The sequence below is a fragment of the Chloroflexota bacterium genome (genome assembly GCA_026710945.1).
Lineage (GTDB): Bacteria > Chloroflexota > UBA11872 > VXOZ01 > VXOZ01 > VXOZ01.
On record JAPOQA010000014.1, the window covers coordinates 24,724 to 41,813 of the forward strand.

At 57.4% G+C, this 17,090-nt stretch carries 16 protein-coding genes; 10 read left to right on the forward strand and 6 right to left on the reverse strand.

The genetic code is table 11. The features are described from left to right. Positions 1-57: 57 nt before the first annotated feature. Positions 58-1,092 carry an Ldh family oxidoreductase gene (locus OXE05_01885; protein MCY4436068.1) on the forward strand — a complete coding sequence of 345 codons (1,035 nt, stop codon included), beginning with the start codon at positions 58-60 and terminating at the stop codon, positions 1,090-1,092. Between the two features lie 290 nt (positions 1,093-1,382). On the opposite strand, the gene OXE05_01890 is transcribed toward OXE05_01885, so the two are convergent. From OXE05_01890 to OXE05_01900, 3 genes are all read right to left on the reverse strand, one after another. After that, a complete protein-coding gene (locus tag OXE05_01890) occupies positions 1,383-2,180 on the reverse strand; it encodes a sugar phosphate isomerase/epimerase (GenBank protein MCY4436069.1) in 798 nt (265 codons plus the stop codon). Next, positions 2,173-3,222: a Gfo/Idh/MocA family oxidoreductase gene (locus tag OXE05_01895; GenBank protein ID MCY4436070.1), complete on the reverse strand. Its 1,050-nt coding sequence runs from the start codon at positions 3,220-3,222 to the stop codon at positions 2,173-2,175. Before OXE05_01895 ends, OXE05_01890 begins: the two co-directional genes overlap by 8 nt. Positions 3,223-3,408: 186 nt before the next feature. Then, on the reverse strand, positions 3,409-4,005 hold the full coding sequence (locus tag OXE05_01900; protein MCY4436071.1) for a DNA-3-methyladenine glycosylase: 597 nt from the start codon (positions 4,003-4,005) through the stop codon (positions 3,409-3,411). Between the two features lie 72 nt (positions 4,006-4,077). Between OXE05_01900 and OXE05_01905 the strand changes: the two genes are divergently transcribed. After that, on the forward strand, positions 4,078-5,061 hold the full coding sequence (locus tag OXE05_01905; GenBank protein ID MCY4436072.1) for a sugar kinase: 984 nt from the start codon (positions 4,078-4,080) through the stop codon (positions 5,059-5,061). A 122-nt stretch (positions 5,062-5,183) separates the two neighbouring features. Here the strand turns inward: OXE05_01905 and OXE05_01910 are convergent, their stop codons facing one another. The 3 genes from OXE05_01910 to OXE05_01920 form a co-directional block, all read right to left on the reverse strand. Further along, a complete protein-coding gene (locus OXE05_01910) occupies positions 5,184-5,570 on the reverse strand; it encodes a response regulator (protein ID MCY4436073.1) in 387 nt (128 codons plus the stop codon). Between the two features lie 235 nt (positions 5,571-5,805). Next, complete coding sequence (gene obgE / locus OXE05_01915) at positions 5,806-7,083, reverse strand: GTPase ObgE (protein ID MCY4436074.1); 1,278 nt, start codon at positions 7,081-7,083, stop codon at positions 5,806-5,808. A gap of 222 nt (positions 7,084-7,305) precedes the next feature. Continuing rightward, positions 7,306-9,528, reverse strand: a complete 2,223-nt coding sequence (locus OXE05_01920) for a hypothetical protein (protein ID MCY4436075.1) — start codon at positions 9,526-9,528, stop codon at positions 7,306-7,308. A gap of 55 nt (positions 9,529-9,583) precedes the next feature. Between OXE05_01920 and pdxS the strand changes: the two genes are divergently transcribed. The 8 genes from pdxS to OXE05_01960 all read left to right on the forward strand — a co-directional run bounded on the left by pdxS (position 9,584) and on the right by OXE05_01960 (position 16,870). Beyond that, on the forward strand, positions 9,584-10,465 hold the full coding sequence (gene pdxS, locus OXE05_01925; GenBank protein ID MCY4436076.1) for a pyridoxal 5'-phosphate synthase lyase subunit PdxS: 882 nt from the start codon (positions 9,584-9,586) through the stop codon (positions 10,463-10,465). A gap of 8 nt (positions 10,466-10,473) precedes the next feature. After that, a complete protein-coding gene (gene pdxT, locus OXE05_01930; GenBank protein ID MCY4436077.1) occupies positions 10,474-11,058 on the forward strand; it encodes a pyridoxal 5'-phosphate synthase glutaminase subunit PdxT in 585 nt (194 codons plus the stop codon). 85 nt (positions 11,059-11,143) lie between these two features. Then, positions 11,144-12,175: a hypothetical protein gene (locus OXE05_01935; GenBank protein MCY4436078.1), complete on the forward strand. Its 1,032-nt coding sequence runs from the start codon at positions 11,144-11,146 to the stop codon at positions 12,173-12,175. Between the two features lie 109 nt (positions 12,176-12,284). Next, entirely contained in the window at positions 12,285-12,854 is a 570-nt protein-coding gene (gene infC / locus OXE05_01940; protein ID MCY4436079.1) for a translation initiation factor IF-3, read from the forward strand. A gap of 14 nt (positions 12,855-12,868) precedes the next feature. Beyond that, entirely contained in the window at positions 12,869-13,528 is a 660-nt protein-coding gene (locus tag OXE05_01945; protein MCY4436080.1) for a hypothetical protein, read from the forward strand. A 169-nt stretch (positions 13,529-13,697) separates the two neighbouring features. Next, the gene (locus OXE05_01950) at positions 13,698-15,074 is read left to right on the forward strand and encodes a sulfatase-like hydrolase/transferase (protein MCY4436081.1); all 1,377 of its coding nucleotides are present in this window, start codon (positions 13,698-13,700) and stop codon (positions 15,072-15,074) included. An 80-nt stretch (positions 15,075-15,154) separates the two neighbouring features. Continuing rightward, on the forward strand, positions 15,155-15,667 hold the full coding sequence (locus tag OXE05_01955; protein ID MCY4436082.1) for a flavin reductase family protein: 513 nt from the start codon (positions 15,155-15,157) through the stop codon (positions 15,665-15,667). A 105-nt stretch (positions 15,668-15,772) separates the two neighbouring features. After that, positions 15,773-16,870 (forward strand): Gfo/Idh/MocA family oxidoreductase, encoded by a 1,098-nt coding sequence (locus OXE05_01960; protein MCY4436083.1) that lies wholly within the window; start codon positions 15,773-15,775, stop codon positions 16,868-16,870. The last annotated feature ends 220 nt before the right edge of the window (positions 16,871-17,090 follow it).

Sequence of the window (17,090 nt, forward strand, 5' to 3'; positions counted from 1 at the left end):
CATCGGACAGGCTATTCTCGCAGGGCCGATGACAATAAACTGAACAAGGACAGAACAATGGATAATGAGCGTACTATCGCAATTGAAGACCTGGAGACGTTTTGTGCCGAAGCGTTTGCGGCTCTCGGGGTGACCAGGAGCAACGCGCAGTTGTTGGCGGGAATTCTGGTGGAAGCGGAATTGCGCGGTCATGCCAGTCATGGGGTACGGCTCGTCGCATACTATAGTCCCAGGGTCAAGGCAGGCACAATCAAGCCTAAACCCAAGGTCCGCATGCTCCGGGAGTCTCCGATTAGTGTATTGGTAGATGCCGATTACGGCTTCGGCGGCATAGCCTGCACCCGCGCACTTGAACGCTGTCTCATCAAGGCGGGAACGAACGGCGTCGGCATTGCGGGGGTCCACAATTCGAGCCATCTCTTCATTCCGGCGCACTACGTTCTGCGGGCAGCTCGCCAAGGATACATCGCCATCTGCACCTCAGTAGCCGAGGCAGTGATGCCGGTTACCGGCGGGATGGGTCGCATGCTTGGCAACAATCCCTGGGCGTTCGGGGTGCCCGTTGGCGATCAGGACCCCATGGTGCTCGATATTGCGCCTTCGGCATCGTTTGCCAAAGTACGCATGCACGCGGCAGAGAATGCGCCCCTGCCCGATGGCTGGGCACTGGATAAAGACGGCAATCCGACCACTGATGCGCAGGCGGCGCTGATTGGATCGCTGTTACCGCTTGGCGACCATAAAGGCTACGGCTTGGCGATGGTATCGGAACTCATAGCAGGCGTTCTCAGCGGCAATGACTATGGACCCGACAGCGGCGAGAGTGGTAAGGTGGGCCACTTTCTCTTGGTGATGGATCCCAGTCTATTCATGGCGCACCCCGATTTTGCGCGGCGGGTAACGGAATATATCAGTAGAATCAAGGCCTCGCCGCGCCGGCCCGGTGTGGACGAAATCTTCTACCCCGGCGAGCGTGCAGGACGCTTAGAGCGCGAAGCACGCGCTCGCGGCACCCATGTACTGCCGCGCATTGTCTGGGAGCCGATGAAGGAAACAGCGGCGGAACTCGGGATAAGCCTTGAACTTCGTTGAGGGTAGCCAGGAGCACGGGAAATCGGGGTCGGCGGTTCTATCCGTCGCAAACTGCACGTCCGCAATTGGCGGACAAGCCACCTGGCGGCAAAGCCTTGCTATCTTGCAATATCGATAGTCGGAGATCTTTTCTCCGTCCACCAAGAGAGCACCAAACCCCTTGTGCTTCGACAGGCTCAGCACGAATGGCTGAAAGCTGTCAGCCTTCTCCAGGCGCAGAAAGGATTGTAGTCAGCAACGAGTGAACTCGTTGGATTGACCGCACTGACGAGTGGCCTGGGTGTGCTCGGCTACGTCAGGCCGAGATCGCGCTCCACCTGCTGGCAATACGACCTGCCGGACTGCAACGCGATGATGGCATCCGACGTGCGTTCGAGCTCCAATCCGTTCGCAAAGATGCAAAGCGGACCTTGATAGCCAGTGTCATGCAGGGCACGGAACATGGCATGAAAGTCAATAACGCCGGTACCGGGCAACTGTTCTTGCGTATCTTTTTGAAATTCATCGGCCGTTGGGCCCCAGTCCCACGCATAGCAGTGCGCAATACGTCCGGCGACCGCGTGAATTGCCTCCGGGATACTCTCCTGGGCCATGTGGACGTGGATGGGAGCGAACGCAATGCCAAGTGCGGGGCTCTCTATGCGTGCCAAGAGTTCCCGCATAGAGGCGATGGAGTTGATTGTGGACCCGCGATGGTTTTCAATGCCAATCTGCACCCCTAGCTCCTCGGCGCGTCGCACGAATGGCATGAAGGATTGGGCGAATTCAGCCACCGATAGATCTTCCGGCCCACTGCCTCGCACCAGCACCTTTCCACCAAGACTCACCAGGTGGTCAAGCCTGGCCATGACCATCTCGTCAGAGCCTTTGCCGTAAGCCGAAATCACCCGACACGTGAGCTGGTGTTCGGCAAGTGTGCGCTCTATGCCGTCCAAATCGGGATGTTTGTCTTGCGGAGGCAGGTGAGTGCACCGATTTAAGACAGACCATATGTCGACCTCGTTGACGCCCGTTGCACGCAACGCGGCGCACGCTTCCGCGAAGCTCAACTCCGAAAAGGCGACACTGGATGCAAAGTACTCAAACATGAACGCCTCCCGGCTTCAGCGACTGCATAGGCGAGTGATCCCATGCCGGCAGCGGCCACGATACGACCTCCCTTGCCAGCGTTGAGGCGCAGAGCGCTTCAATCATCTCGAAACTGTAGAGCGGGCGGATGCCGCCTGCGGGCGGGTCGTAGCTGGGGTCTTCAGCGGCCTGAATGACTGACTGCGAAAGTCCTGCTTGGGCGCCGGCGAGATTCTCCGGGTCGGTCCAGCTCTCCGGCCAACTGGTTGGTTCAGTTTCTCCCTTCCGCCAGACACGGGTGCCATTGGGAAGATCTACCTGACCGCGGCCTTCCGTGCCCCATACGCGGAGTTGCAGGCGCATCCACGAATCCTCGCGCCCCAACAATTGCGGGGCTTCATCGCCCATTTGCACATAGGCCGTTATGTCGTTGGGGAAGCGATACTGCCCCAAGGTAAATCGGGGTCCGGCGTGCGCTCCCGCGTAGTCTCGCCAGCCGACGCTCTGCCCAATGGCCCACAGTGGTTGCACGTCGCCGCCAAACTGCAGGACCATATCCAGCACGTGCGTACCTTGGCTGGCTAGATTTCCGAAAGACGATGCCTCGATGCGCTCAATGGCGCCGAGTTCGCCATTCGCGCACATGGCGGCGAGACGCTGCCACTCTGTGAGGTGGCGCTTCTGATGGTTGATGACCAATGGGATACCGTTCTCAGCGCAAACGCTGTGGATACGGTGCGCTTCACCTAAGCTAAGCGCCATGGGCTTCTCGCACAAGATGCCCCTGATGTTAGCTTCAACCGCCGCGATGATTGCCGGCTCTCTGAGCTCAGGCTTAGTAGACAGTGAGATGAAGTCAAGCTCGGCATCCGCCAGCATATCGGAAAAGTCCGGATAACGGTGCTCCGGCGATACACCGTGCTTGTCTCCCAGGTCATCACGCCGCTCCTGAATGGGGTCGGCAACCGCCGCGATAGTGGCGCTCTCGTTCGCTACCCAACCTGCGGCATGCGCGGTCGATCGCGCCCCGCACCCAACGATTCCAACGCGGTAAGTCGGCATTCCTCGCTCCCGTGGACTATTGATTAGTTACTTCAAATCGTTGTACTAGTGCCGTATTGTAGGGGTGAACGGCACATGGCGCAAGCGCGAGAGATAGGTGCGGATAGCGATATGCGACGAGGATCAACCGCATGCGGAAGCACGCAAGCAAGGTTCCTCAGGCATGTGCGGTTCAGAGCAGCGGGGTTAACGGCGGAGTGGCTTTGATACGTTTGGGTTGTCCCTGACGAAGAATCGCCACGGCCGTTCAGCGCCAAGCGAAGCCGGATTTATGCCGATGCGCGGGGTACATGCGATCTGATGCGCTGGCAATGGCGAGTCGCCCGGTTCCAGCCAGAGGGTATCGCCGTCTAACGCAATGCCGTTGAGCCGCCGATCGATATTTAGAGCAGCGCAAAGGCGTGCCGGGCCATCGGTGCGGCCGTGTAGGTTTTCAAGCGGCTCTAAGGCGCGCACGAGTATAGCTGCGGCCTCGTTCTCTCTTCCTGTTACGATGTTGAAACAGAAGTGCATGCCGTAGACGAAGTAAACGTATGCAACGCCTCCGGGACCGAACATAGACGCATTGCGAGGCGTTCTGCGGCGATAGGCGTGGCTGGCGGGATCATCGCTGCCGCCGTAGGCCTCTACTTCCACTATTCTGCCGCGCATTGCATTGCCTTTGTCTTGCCGCACAAGCACCATTCCCAAGGCACTTTGCGCTTTCTCCAACACAGGTCCTTGCCAGAATTGACGGGCTACTTTGGCACGAGTGCTGGCAGGAAGACGATTGTTCTCTGTCACTTGAGTTCACTCCCATCGATTGCCAGTATACTGTGCAGAATGTGGTCAAGCAGTAGCCTGTGAAGGTGGGCAATGGAACGGACCGTAATTCTAAGCATGGGCGAGGCGCTCGCCGAGTTTGTCCAGATAGGCGAACATGCGCCTCTGACGGAGGAAGGCGCCTATCGCGGGCCATTTGCGAGTGGCGCGCCACTCATATTCGCTACGGCGGTTGCCCGCTTGGGCGGGCTGAGTTCATTCCTGGGTACGGTTGGCGACGATGCCTTCGGCGAGGCGATCATGGATTTCCTGGCCAAAGAAGATGTGGGCCGCGATTGCATGGCCGCGACCAAGACATTACCGACCGCTGTTTCTTTTGTGGTCAATCACCCCGACGGGACGCGGTCGTTCTTCTTTCACATGCGAAACGGCGCGGCAGGCTTGCCGCCGCCGTTGCCGAGTTCAGATTTCCTGAAGCAGGTTGCTTGGGTGCACATCAACGGTTCATGTCTGGCAATGAATGACGCCTGGTGGAAGTACTGCATCTTGGTGGCGCGATTAGTCAGGGAGTCCGGTGGACGTGTGAGTCTAGACCCAAATATACGTGCGGAACTCGCTGACCCGGTAGAGATTCGCGCGCTGGTCGGCCCTATCGTGGACGTGGCAAGCATCGTCTTCCCGAGCGGCGAGGAGGCCCGGTTGATCACAGGCGCGAGTTCCACGGAAGCCGCGTGCGCTACGTTGCGCAAGGCTCCCCACAATGAGGCCGTGGTGCTCAAGCAAGGTGCAGCCGGTTGCTCAGTATTCAGTAATGGGAATACTTTCTCGGTACCTTCATTTCCGGTTGAGGAAGTTGACGCGACGGGAGCCGGCGATACCTTCGATGCCGCGTTTCTCTGGGCGTTGCAACAGGGCGCGCCGTTAGAGTTGGCTGCGCTTTGGGCAAATGCGGCGGGAGCCTTGTCTGTAACCGTGACCGGACCGATAGACGGCGCACCGCGGCGGCAGCGTGTAGCTGAGTTCCTACGCTCGCGGGGCAATGAGTCAGAAGCCATCAATCGGCTGCTGACCGCTTAGTACGCCCTTCAAGGTTTGGATGCTACGACTAAATGCAAGAGCGCCTTGGCTAAGTGCAAGACACCCAAAGCCATGACGCCCAAGAGTCGATGATGCAAGGAAGCCCATGCGCTTCAGGTCGGCTACTTGTTATCCATAGCGGCTACACGGTGCACGGATTCCAAGAGCGACTCAACGTCAAAGGGCTTCTGAAAGATGTCTGCTACATCATCGCGGACCTTATAGTTGACCCGCGTCGAGTAGTTCGACATCACAATGACATGCGTCTTCTTGGCTTCCCAGTCCGCCTTGATTTCCTGTAGCAGCGCGATGCCGTCCACATCTGGAAGAGCGACATCCATAATCATGGTCTGCGGTTTCTCTGCCTTGAGAAACTTTATGATGTCCCGCGTCCGTCGCACGAGAATTGAGAAGTACCCGTAGTCCTGGAGTCGGCGCTGAATTTGTTCGATCAATTCAGGATCGTCTTCCAGGATTACTACTTTCCTTCTATCGAGGTCATCTGGCATTGGTGATCCTTCCTCATTGCCTAATGCGTACTCGGCAGTCCAACTGTCGAAGTTGCAAGTTATCAGCTTTCTATTGTAAGTGGCGCAGAGCACTTCTTCAAGACTTGGGAGAGATTACAGTGGCGAACGGAGTACGACTCGCCTATTGAAGGATCATTGTGAGGTCTTGAGCCACGACTTTCTTGCCGATGCGCACCCCCATATCAAGCACGTCACTACCGTGGAGAGTTAAAGACTACGGCTCCGCCTGCCACTCCAATTCAACCGTGCCGATGACTACCATAGTGCCGGCCCGCGCGCCGGCCTTCTCCAACGCTGCGGTGATTCCCATGCGGTCGAGCCGTTGCTGAAAGTAAAGCACGCCATCGAGGGTGGAGAGGTCGGACATCGCGGCGAGGCGTTCCGCTGCCTTGCCGGTTACGACAAGCGCATCTTCTCGACGCGCAATGGCGAAATCGTCAGAGACCGGGACTGCAATCTCGGTTACAGCAATTGACGGGGCTTCCAACTTGGCGGCAGGCGTCTCACTGTAGGTGTGAAAAACACTGCCGAGCAACTCATCGATCCCTTGGCCGGACACGGCCGAGATGCCAACCACCGTGTGACCGAGAGACGCAATCGCCGCTTTGGCGGCATCAAAGCGTGACCGCGCTTCCGTGACATCGAGTTTGTTTAGCGCGACGACTTGGGGCCTTTCCAGCAGTGTGGGATCGAACTGGAAAAGCTCGTCATTGATTTGCCGGAAGGCCGCCACTGGGTCCAGGTCTTCCAAGGAAGCACAGTCCACTACGTGCAGCAACATGCGGGTGCGTCGAATGTGGCGCAGAAACGTGTGGCCCAGACCGGCGCCGCTGTGCGCCCCGTCTATGAGGCCCGGGATGTCGGCGAACACTAACGTCGCATTGCCCCGTTGGACGACGCCAAGCTCAGGTTGCAGCGTGGTGAATGGATATGCGGCAACTTTGGGGCGTGCGGCACTTATCCGCGAGAGGAGCGATGATTTGCCGGCATTTGGCTGTCCCACAATGCCAACATCGGCGATGAGCTGCAATTCCAAGTTGAGCCAGCGCTCTTCGGGCGGTTCTCCTTTTTGAGCGAATTGCGGTGCTTGGCGTGTTGACGTCGCAAAGTGCACATTGCCCAGACCGCCCCGACCTCCCCTTGCCGCCAGAACGCGGTCATCGACGTTGCGCAAGTCCGCAATGACCTGACCTGAAACCTCCTCGGTTACGACCGTTCCGGGCGGAACCCATGCTTGAATGTCTTTGCCCGCAGCGCCCTGCTTCCGGTTAGTGCCGCCGGCCCGGCCCGCCTCAGCAACAAAGCGACGAGTGCGATGGAGGAAGAGCAGGCTGTTCAGACTAGGGTCGACGGAGAGGTAGACGCTGCCGCCGCGCCCACCGTCGCCGCCATCCGGCCCGCCGCGCGGTTGAAACTTCTCGCGGTGGAAGTGGGCCATGCCGTCGCCGCCCTTGCCACCCTTTACGAAAATGCGAGCTTCATCATAGAACATTGTGAAATTCTCGTTATCTGTTCTTACCGGAACGTCAGGACGTTACAACGTGCTGGCGGACAAAAATCCCTACACTGCAGCCAGAAGACTTGCTGGTTTTGAATCCTGCAAGACGGCTTGTACACGGATGCCGACAAGTTGAACTCTCTATGTGGACGAAGTGCAAACGAAGAGCAGAGTCAGCGGCCGCTAAAACTCGAGCACGACGTTGAGGTGCGAGCCCTACCCAGCAGATCTGGGAGCATCTGCAGGAAGTTCCGGTAGCGGTATCCGCGTTACCGATGTTGGGCCGACAATCCAGAGATAGGTTTCACCACGATTGACATACAAGTCAATGGCAGTGGCGAAGAGGCTGTTTGGCGCAAGAATTTGACGCTGGTAAACGCCTTCGGTAGTTACCTGAACGACTCGATCGTTGTCTCCGTCTAAGATGTAGAGTGAGCCCATTTCTTGGCTAATGAAGATCGCGCCCGGCGTGCCCAGAGGCGACGGCAGAGTCTCAAGGGAAAACTCAGCCCGGGATCCGGATGTGTAGCGGTTGATAGTGCCGTCACTAAACAAGATGAAGACAGAACCGTCGATGGCGAGATCACTTGCCTGCGACAAGTCTACTCCACTGTTGATCCCAAAGAATCCTTCCGGCTCGCCGTAGACGCCGCTGCCAATAGGCCGGAAACGCAATACGTCGTTTGCGCCTGCGTCTAGCAAATAGAAGTTCTGATCATAGGTCGCGCTTGCCCTGGGATCCAGAATCGAGCCGGTTGAGAGTTGCGCAACTTGGGGAGCTTCGCCATTCACGACTTGGTAGAGCTGATAACTGCTGTCAAGAATCTGGATGAGGTCCGCTCTTCCGGTAACGAGTAGCGCGTTGCTGCCTGACAGAGTACCAACGTTGGGCTGATAGACAACTTCGCTGTTTCCTGCCGTGCCGACCCGGTACACGGCACCTGAGGCGCGATCGAGAACATACATTGTATTGTTCAAACCGAAGATTTCGCCCGGTTGCACCGCAGCATCAAATCGGACGATCTCCTGAAGCTCATCAACTATCGAGCCAGTTGATTCCGGGGCGGACGGCGTTGCCGAGGCTATGGTGGCCGTTTCAATTGGCGCAGGGCTAGCTGTCGCAGTCCCGGTATCGCTTTGGGGCGCTTGGACGGTTTCCTGCTCTTGGGCCGGGGCCGGTGCATCTTCGGTTATGCTAACCGGCTGTTCTTCACCGCCAAACAGAGCGTTGGCACCTATGACGAGCAGAGCCAGCACCAGCAAGACCACTATGCCAGCGCCTACTCGGTTTATCCTCTGTCTGCGGGCTTCCTCCACTGCATTTCGCGTAGTGATCGTTGACTGCATCGCAACGCTGGAGACGCCTGAAGAACTCTGGGCAGCGGGTTGGCTGCGAGGTCGAAACAGAGATGCAATGAATGACCACGTCATGACAAAGAGGGCCAATATAAGGCCAACAATTGAAGTGGCCACACCTCCGCGCGCAGCAGATTCGGCTCTCTGCGGAGCAGGTTCGAGGCTTGCTTCAGGTTCCTGTGGCGCGGTACTTGCGCTCCCAAGAGTCTCTCTTGCGGAATCGAACCGGAGCACTAATGCCGAACAATCCTTCTCCCCGCGTTTGCGTACGGAGTCGACCAATGACTCCGCGGCATTCTGAACATTGCCAGCAGAGAGAATCTCTTCAACCTCATTGTCACTCAGCGCCGTGCCGACGTTGTCTGAACAGAGAACTACGACGTCTTGGGGATGGAGAGTGGCGCGAAACATCTCAACAGGAGGCTCCCACTGAGGATAGCGGTCGTCCGGCATTGACGGGGAATTCTGGCCGGAAGCCCGTTCCTGTGTTTCGGGCAAGGCAGTCAGTTCACCTTCTTGAACCAGATAGAACTGGGCAGGTAGAACCTGGGCAATTGAAGCGCGCCCACTGAGAACGACCACCGCAGTTAAGCCAATATCAGACAGGGAGCCTTCAATACGGGCATCGTAAAGAAAGCGGTAGGCGTGACGTACGCTGCGGAGTAGGGCGGTTTCAGTGCGAGCGGAGGTGTTTTCGAAGTAGTGCCGCGCCACTTCATTTGCAATGGTGCCGGCGGTCTCGCTGCTGACTCCCTCCAAATTCAAGTAGAGGGAGCCCATATCGACATCCGATGAGGTGTCTTGGAAGGTATGAGCCCAGGGACTGCTTGCTCGACGTTGATTGCCAACAAGTGCAGCCTGGCCGATTTGTACGGTCAGCACCGCCACGTGACACCCCTTCTGTTCAGGTTCGCGCCCGTACAACCACTCCTCTGGCGCATCATGATAGCAGATGTAGTACTCTCTATCAAACCGGCAAGGATAGTTCAAAGCGCGCAGGAAGGTGAGGTGGAGCTGCCCGCCGAGTCGAATTGCAAAGGGTCTCTGCAGCCTCTTGCCGAGGCAGGCTTCGCTAGGTAACATGAGAGAGGTAACATAGGGCGATTGGGTGAGGCATAGCAACCTAGAGGCTAAAACTATGGAAAAGGGTACGTGGCTTGTCAAGTCCGGCATGGCTCAAATGCTCAAGGGTGGCGTAATCATGGACGTTGTCACGCCTGAGCAGGCGAGAATTGCCGAAGACGCCGGTGCGGTAGCCGTAATGGCGTTGGAGCGAGTGCCAGCAGACATCCGCGCTCAAGGCGGCGTGGCGCGCATGTCTGATCCTGAGCTTGTCACGCAAATCAAGGAGGCCGTTACGATCCCTGTCATGGCCAAGTGCCGGATAGGTCACTTTGTCGAAGCACAGGTGCTTGAGGCACTGGGTATTGATTACATCGATGAATCGGAAGTGCTTACGCCCGCAGATGAAGAGCATCACATTGACAAGGATGGGTTTACTATCCCTTTTGTGTGTGGCGCCAGAGACTTGGGCGAGGCCTTGCGGCGAATTGGTGAAGGCGCGGCCATGATCCGCACGAAAGGCGAGGCGGGCACCGGAAATGTTGTGGAAGCCGTTCGGCACATTCGCACTGTCAATGGCGCAATTCGCCGCCTGCAGAGCATGCGTCCCGATGAGCTCATGGCGCAAGCAAAGGAACTTGGAGCCCCCCATGCGCTTGTCGTGGAAGTAGCGGAACGTGGTGCATTGCCTGTTGTCAATTTTTCTGCGGGAGGCATCGCTACGCCGGCGGATGCCGCGCTCATGATGCAACTGGGTTGCGACGGGAACTTCGTCGGCTCCGGCATATTCAAATCGGAAGATCCGCCAACGCGGGCTAACGCAATCGTCAAGGCAACAACCCATTACGAGGATTCTCAGATTGTGGCCGAAGTCTCCCGTGGTCTGGGCGAGCCGATGTCAGGTCTTGACGTGCGCTCTATGGCTAGTGAAGAATTACTTGCCGTACGAGGATGGTAGAGACCGGCATGAACGTCGGTGTTTTAGCGCTTCAAGGTGACGTTCGCGAGCACGTTGAGGCGCTTGGCGACTTGGGCGTAGACGCCAACTTGGTTAAGTTGCCCAGGGATCTTGAAGACCTCCAAGGGATCATCATCCCCGGCGGCGAGAGCACTACCATCGGTAAGCTGATGGTATTCTATGACTTATTGGAACCCATCCGTGACCGCATATGTGCGGGTAAGTTGGCAGTGTGGGGCACCTGCGCTGGGATGATTTTGCTCGCCAAGAATGTCGATGGGCACGATCAGCCGCTGTTTAGGGCTATGGATGTCGACATTCAGCGCAATGCATTTGGCAGCCAGATTGATAGCTTCGAGTCTGAAGTTACCATTCGATGCATTGATGGGGAACCATTCCCCGCTGTCTTCATACGTGCCCCGGTGGTCAGGTCCGTAGGGCCGAACGTGGATGTGCTGGGGCGGCTTCCTTCCGATGGGGGCATCGTTGCCATTCAGCAAGAGCGGATGTTTGCCACGGCTTTCCACCCTGAAATCGTGAAGGACCGTCGTTTACACCGGTATTTTCTCACGCTCTGCTCGCACGTCGACTAATCGGCCTCCGGTTGAAGCGAGGAAGATTTCTGCCCGATAACATCCGTTCAGTGTCAATCTGCTCCGCCCGAAGACGATAGGTGAAGTGGCTCAGTCAGGCGAAATCAAGCGACAGGATACTCTCCGCTTCCTGCAGGCGTTACGGCTCCAGGCACGCGGCGAACCGTCTCTCGTCATTGCCGATTCCCCGTGGTCGCCGACAATTAGCTTGCTGCTTGGAGCGGTCTTACCGGCGTCTTGTGCGATTGCAGTGTGGGAAGGACGGCGGGCAGTCGCCTTAGCGCAAATAGCGCGGCAATCGGGTCGCGTTCAGTGGGAGTTGATGCATTTGGTCATTGCGGGACTAGAGGCGCACTCGCTTGCGGAACACAGCGCGGAACACACCCGGCTGCTTATGCTTCTCGATGAAGTGTGCCGCCAAGCAGCGGATAGGCGCATGCCGAGCCTCGTTGCGCGCGTGGCGGAAGAGAGCAGATTGATTGCTCCGTTTCGTCGTGCGGATTTCTCAATTGCGATGCAGGAACGCACGTATGCGTTGTCGTTACCATTTGTTGTGACGGCTCCGGAGGCGCCGGGGCTGCGGCGGCAGGAGCGGCGCGATGCGTGGCCCTTGCACAAGCTCTACCTCCGTTCAACACCGCAAGCTGTGCGTCTATCAGAAGGGATCACAGCTCGTGATTGGCAATTGCAGCGGAGCTCGTCGCGGTTTTCGTTCCAGGTGACTCGTTGGGTGGTCGAGGAGCAGGATGGAATTGCAGGCTGGCTGTCGGAAGCGCCGGGGCGGAATGGCGAGTTACGCGCGCAGCTAGGAGTTGCACCAGGCCACTTTGGACTGGCACGAGACCTGGCGGCTACGGCCCTCATTCATGCAAGAGAACGTGGCAACTCCAGAGTTTGGTCGAGAGTGCCTGCGTACGCAACGGACGTTTGCCAGGCATTGGAAAGTCTTGGCTTTGTCGAGACCGGACGGGACGTGGTGCTGAGGCGCACGTTTGCAATTCGAGCTCGCGACATGGCTCTGGCACAGGCGGCCAAGCGTAGGGTCGCGCGTAGGGGCCTGGCGTCGCCGCCAAACAGGGCGCTGACGGTGCGCGCACACCCATGGACCCGGAATTAGTGCAGACAATCAAGTGATTGTGCCAATGCTGGACGGGTCTTGATTCTCGGCATATAGATATGGTATAGTCCAGCGAGACTTTGAAACAGCCACGAAGGAGTAAATAACTATAGTCAAAGAGGCGCGCAATAATCGAGAAATTCGGGCACGCGAAGTTCGCGTAATCGATGAAGATGGTGAGCAAGTCGGCATTCTCGCGATAGAGCGAGCGCTTGCGTTAGCCCAAGAACGCGAGGTGGACTTGGTAGAGGTGTCCCCAAACGCTTCCCCACCAGTATGCAGACTCATGGACTATGGGAAGTACAAGTACCGTCAGACCAAGGAAGAGCGCCATTCGCGCAAGAATCGCGCCGCCACCACGTTGAAGGAAGTTCGATTCAGCCCAGTCATGGATCGACATGATATTGATTATCGGGTAGATCGAATTTTCAAGTTCCTGGAAGAGGGCCATAAGGTTAAGGCATTTGTTCGATTCCTACGTCGGCAAATGGCACATCCTGAGCATGGGCACGACGTGTTGCGCGTTGTGCTTGAGCGCGTTGAGGATGCCGCCGTCATAGAGAGAAGGCCCATCATGGAAGGGAACCAACTCACGACGTATCTGAGCCCAAAGCCTCAAGCCCGACGAGTCCGGGGAATTGGCACTTCATCAGATAATGATGCGGGTCAAGAACAGTAGGAATAAACCACTCTGTGCCTGATACAGCGCGAGAGAACGTTTACATAAAATGGGTACCGGAAGCAGCTTCTGGTCGCCAAGATCAGACGCTGTGGGTGGCTTGGCTCGTACGTGACATTGTGGATGATCTTGGTACCCGCACCCAGTTCTTGGCATATCTTGGGGGGCGTCCTCGTGTCACCACCGACCTGCAACTCGAGATCTCAGAGCTATACCCGAAAGTCAAGGTCGATTGGGAGAGCATTCGCCATAGCCTGGAATCGCGGCAGCCGCAGACCGATATCCACCGCTTGAGCGACGATGAAGTCGTGATACGATTTCGTGAGTTGGCCCAAGAGCAAGGCTTGTCCGTACAAGATGTTGCCAGCCGCGTACACATTGAGCCGCGCAACATCTTGCAGGAGACGGAGACACTCGTCCATACAGAAGGCAATAGAGAGCGGTTTGAGCGAGAATCCGGTTCGATCTTTGCCTATCTTGCCGAGAGTCATCCGGAATATGCCTACGGCATTATGAAGGTGCGGCTCTACCTTCAGGGCGACCATAGTTTGCTGGATAAGCTCGTAGCCAGCGAGCCAACCGGTTTCAGCGCCGACGCAGCGCGGCAACGCAGGGCACACTGGTCGGTTTCCTTGCTTTCGCACATGGAAGCATCGAGCAAGGGCATGGAATGAATCAGATCGCTCTTCAAACGTTCGTGCAAAGAACTGGGGAATCGCCCCGGTTTTTTGTTATCGGGCGCTGCCATGCCTGATTCGACGAAAATCATCTTGGTGCGTAATAGAGAATAGTGACAAGGCTTGTTGAGAGAGCCGCTCTTGGAGTTTAGAAAGAAGTTGTGAGATGGCACAACCCAATATTGTGCTGTTGCTTGCAGATCAGCAGAAGGCCACCAGTCTCGGACTCTATGGGAATGCCGATGTTGAAACACCTGCCCTTGAAGCGCTAGCGCAGCGCGGCGTGGTATTCGAAAACTACTTTACGCCGCATCCTTTCTGTTTGCCGGCGCGCTGTATCCTAATGACCGGGCGCTATGCCCATGCCATCGGAGTGCGCGGCAACGGCTATACCCTACCTCACTACGAGGTAACTCTGGCGGAGCGGCTGCGCGATGCAGGGTATCAGACCGGCGCGATAGGACACTTTCACGGCGGCCGCAGTGGCGGCGGCCGTGGCTTTGACTTTCAACACGACATTGGCAAGGGCGTGCTTTCGGAACGCAGTCGGTTGCGAAGGGCGCTAGTGGAGCAGGCGCCGAGACGAGTGCAACACATGGTCGCTGAAGTGCCGGCGCCTCCCGATGAAGACTTGAATGGCGCCATGACCAAAATCGGTATGAACTTTGTCGAGGCGTGCACGTCGGGTCGGCCATTCTTTTTGCATATTGCCTACATGGACCCCCATCCGCCATTCTTCGTGCCTGAGCCATACTATTCTATGTTTGATCCCGCAGCTATTTCACTGCCGCCGGTAGAGGGCGCCAACGCCGACAAGCCGAAAGCACACAAGCAGACCGCTCGTGACGGCGGCACGTGGGACGCGAGCGAAGATGAAGTACGCAAAGCTCTGGCGGTCTATTACGGTATGGTGAGACACCTCGACGACCAGGTGGCGCGCTTGGTTGGCTTCCTGGAGTCGCGAGGCATGCTGGAGAATACAATAATCGTCTATTCCTCCGATCACGGCGACTATGCCGGCGAGCACCGCATGTTTGGCAAGAGTTGCACCCTGTACGACTGCTTGGTACGCATTCCATCGATTGTCGCCGGACCGGATCATCTCGTGCCTCAAGGCGAACGCATATCGGAGATTACAGATTCAACCAATTTAGCGCCCACCGTCTTAGACTGGACCGGCGTCGAGGCTCCAGAGTCCATGCACGGACGCTCTTTCGTACCAGTCTGGGAAGGAAAGGAACACTTGCCGAATGTGGCATTCGCCGAGGTCGGCGCGTTTCCCGCCGCCATGGTAAACGACCCTGAGCGAGGGAATAACATCCCCTATGGGCCCCCGGCCAGCGGACGTCAGACCGAGATATCAACCATGGTGCGTACGCCTGAATGGAAGCTCGTGTACACACCGGGCCGTGAGCACAATGAACTGTATGACCTGCGCAAAGATCCTTGGGAATTGCAGAATTGCTTCCATGACTCCACGAAGGCTGGGGTGGTCGCGACACTGAAGCAACAACTCTTGGACTGGCATCTTGACCATCACTGAGTTTTCTGCACCCCTCTGCTACTCGATGTACGGTATACTAAGGCCGTTGAACCTACTACTACCCAGGATGCGAGGACAGCATGCCGATTGATTCTGAGACGTTTCGTGCCGTATTGCGCCAGATGGCGCAACCCGTGGCGGTAGTTTCGGTGCGGGATGCAAGCGGCTTGCACGGCATGACGGCGAGCGCGTTCACTTCGATTGCACTGGAACCGCCGCTTATCCTCATCAGTGTTGGCGAGAGCAATGCTACGTGTGGCAGGGTTGAGGCTGCTGGCGCATTTGCAATAAGTGTGCTTGGCGCGGATCAGAGTTCGATAGGAGAGCACTTTGCTCGCCCCGGACTGCAGAAGAGTTCGGCGTTTTCGCAGATCCCCCATCACTTTGCGGCCACGGGATCTCCGATTCTTGATGACTGCATTTGCTGGCTCGACTGCTCTGTCTACGCCACGCACAGAGCAGGGAGCGGGGTACTCTTTATCGGTAAAGTCGAGGCGGCCGGTCTGGGAACTCAGGAATTGCCGCTCCTCTACCGTAATCGCAAATACGAGCCCCTCAGTCCTCTTGTTAAAGACGTTTCTGAGCCTGCTTGATTGCCGAATGCTCAGCTAGAGGAAAAGGCTCAGGCGTGTCACGTCGGGCGTACGCTCCATTTACGGCAAAAACACCTGCTTGTTCAAGAGTGACGGAGACATGAATTGGATAGCCTAACTTTGCATCCAGAGCAATACAGTCCTGGACCGCCGACCGGCGTCGACTTGGCGCAGTACGGTGTTGGGATTGTGGGGTGCGGCGGCATCGCCAACGGCGCTCATTTGCCCGCCTATCAGAAGGCCGGATACCATGTCGTGGCTTGCTGTGACGTGGATGAAGAGGCGGCGCGGCATACGGCGGAACGCTGGAATATCCCGTTTTGGACGACGGACATTCATGCGCTCTTGGAACGTGACGATGTGCGCGTTATCGATATGGCGCTGCATCCGCCCGCCCGCAAGGAGACGCTCCTGGCGATTGCGCAAGCTCCCCGGCCGGTACTCACGCAGAAACCGCTGCACATGGAATATGCCTTGGCGGAAGAACTCATCGCCATCGCGGAGGATGCGGGCATACTCCTGGCTGTGAACCAGCAGGCGCGTTGGGCGCCGGAACACAAAGCAATACGAGTCCTCATGGACCAAGGGGTTGTTGGGCAGGTCTATAGCATTCAGCACCTCCGGCGCTCGTTTCAAGACCAACCGGACATGTGGTGGACCACGCTGGCAAATTTCAATATTGGCGATCATGGAGTCCATTACTTGGATCTCTGCCGCTATTTTGCCGCTTCGCCGATGGCAGGAGGACGCGAGTGGACGCGATTGCACTGTACTACGGCTATGTTGCCGGACCAGAATGGCCCGGATCCTCTCATATTTTCCGCCAACGTGGAGTTTGGTGAAGTGGGAGGACGGGTTGGAGTCATGGCAAGCCTGCAATTCAACAACATCGTGCGTGCTTCGGGCGCGCACGGCTACAACTGGTGGATTGACGGCACGGAAGGAAGCGTGTGGGGTACGAGTAAGGAAGTCTCGGCGGTCCGTGCAGATGACCCTCGCAATGTACAAACGTTCCAGATCGAGGGGTCGTGGTTCAACGATGCGTTCCAGGGTCCTCTTGGTGACCTGATCACAGCAGCCGCCCTTGGACGCGAGCCTGCGGTGACACCGCGGGACAACCTCAACACCATTGCCATGACCACGGCGGCAATTCGATCCAGTAAGAGCGGTCGTGTGGTTGAGAGAGCAGAGGTCGTGGTCTAGCTGTTCCGGCAATTCCGCCGGCCACCACCTCTCCGCGGAGAGCTCGCCGGCACCATGGTCTCGTGCGTGTCGGAAGAAACTCGCAACGTGCCAATGCCAGCCTTAGCTCCCAAGAGAGAAGCAGACCAAACTCGCATAGGTGCTCCTCGCCCTTTGTGACGGTCCGCAGAGCGCGGCATTGACTATCGGGCGGGTTAGGTAGGACCTCGCAAAGGGAGCG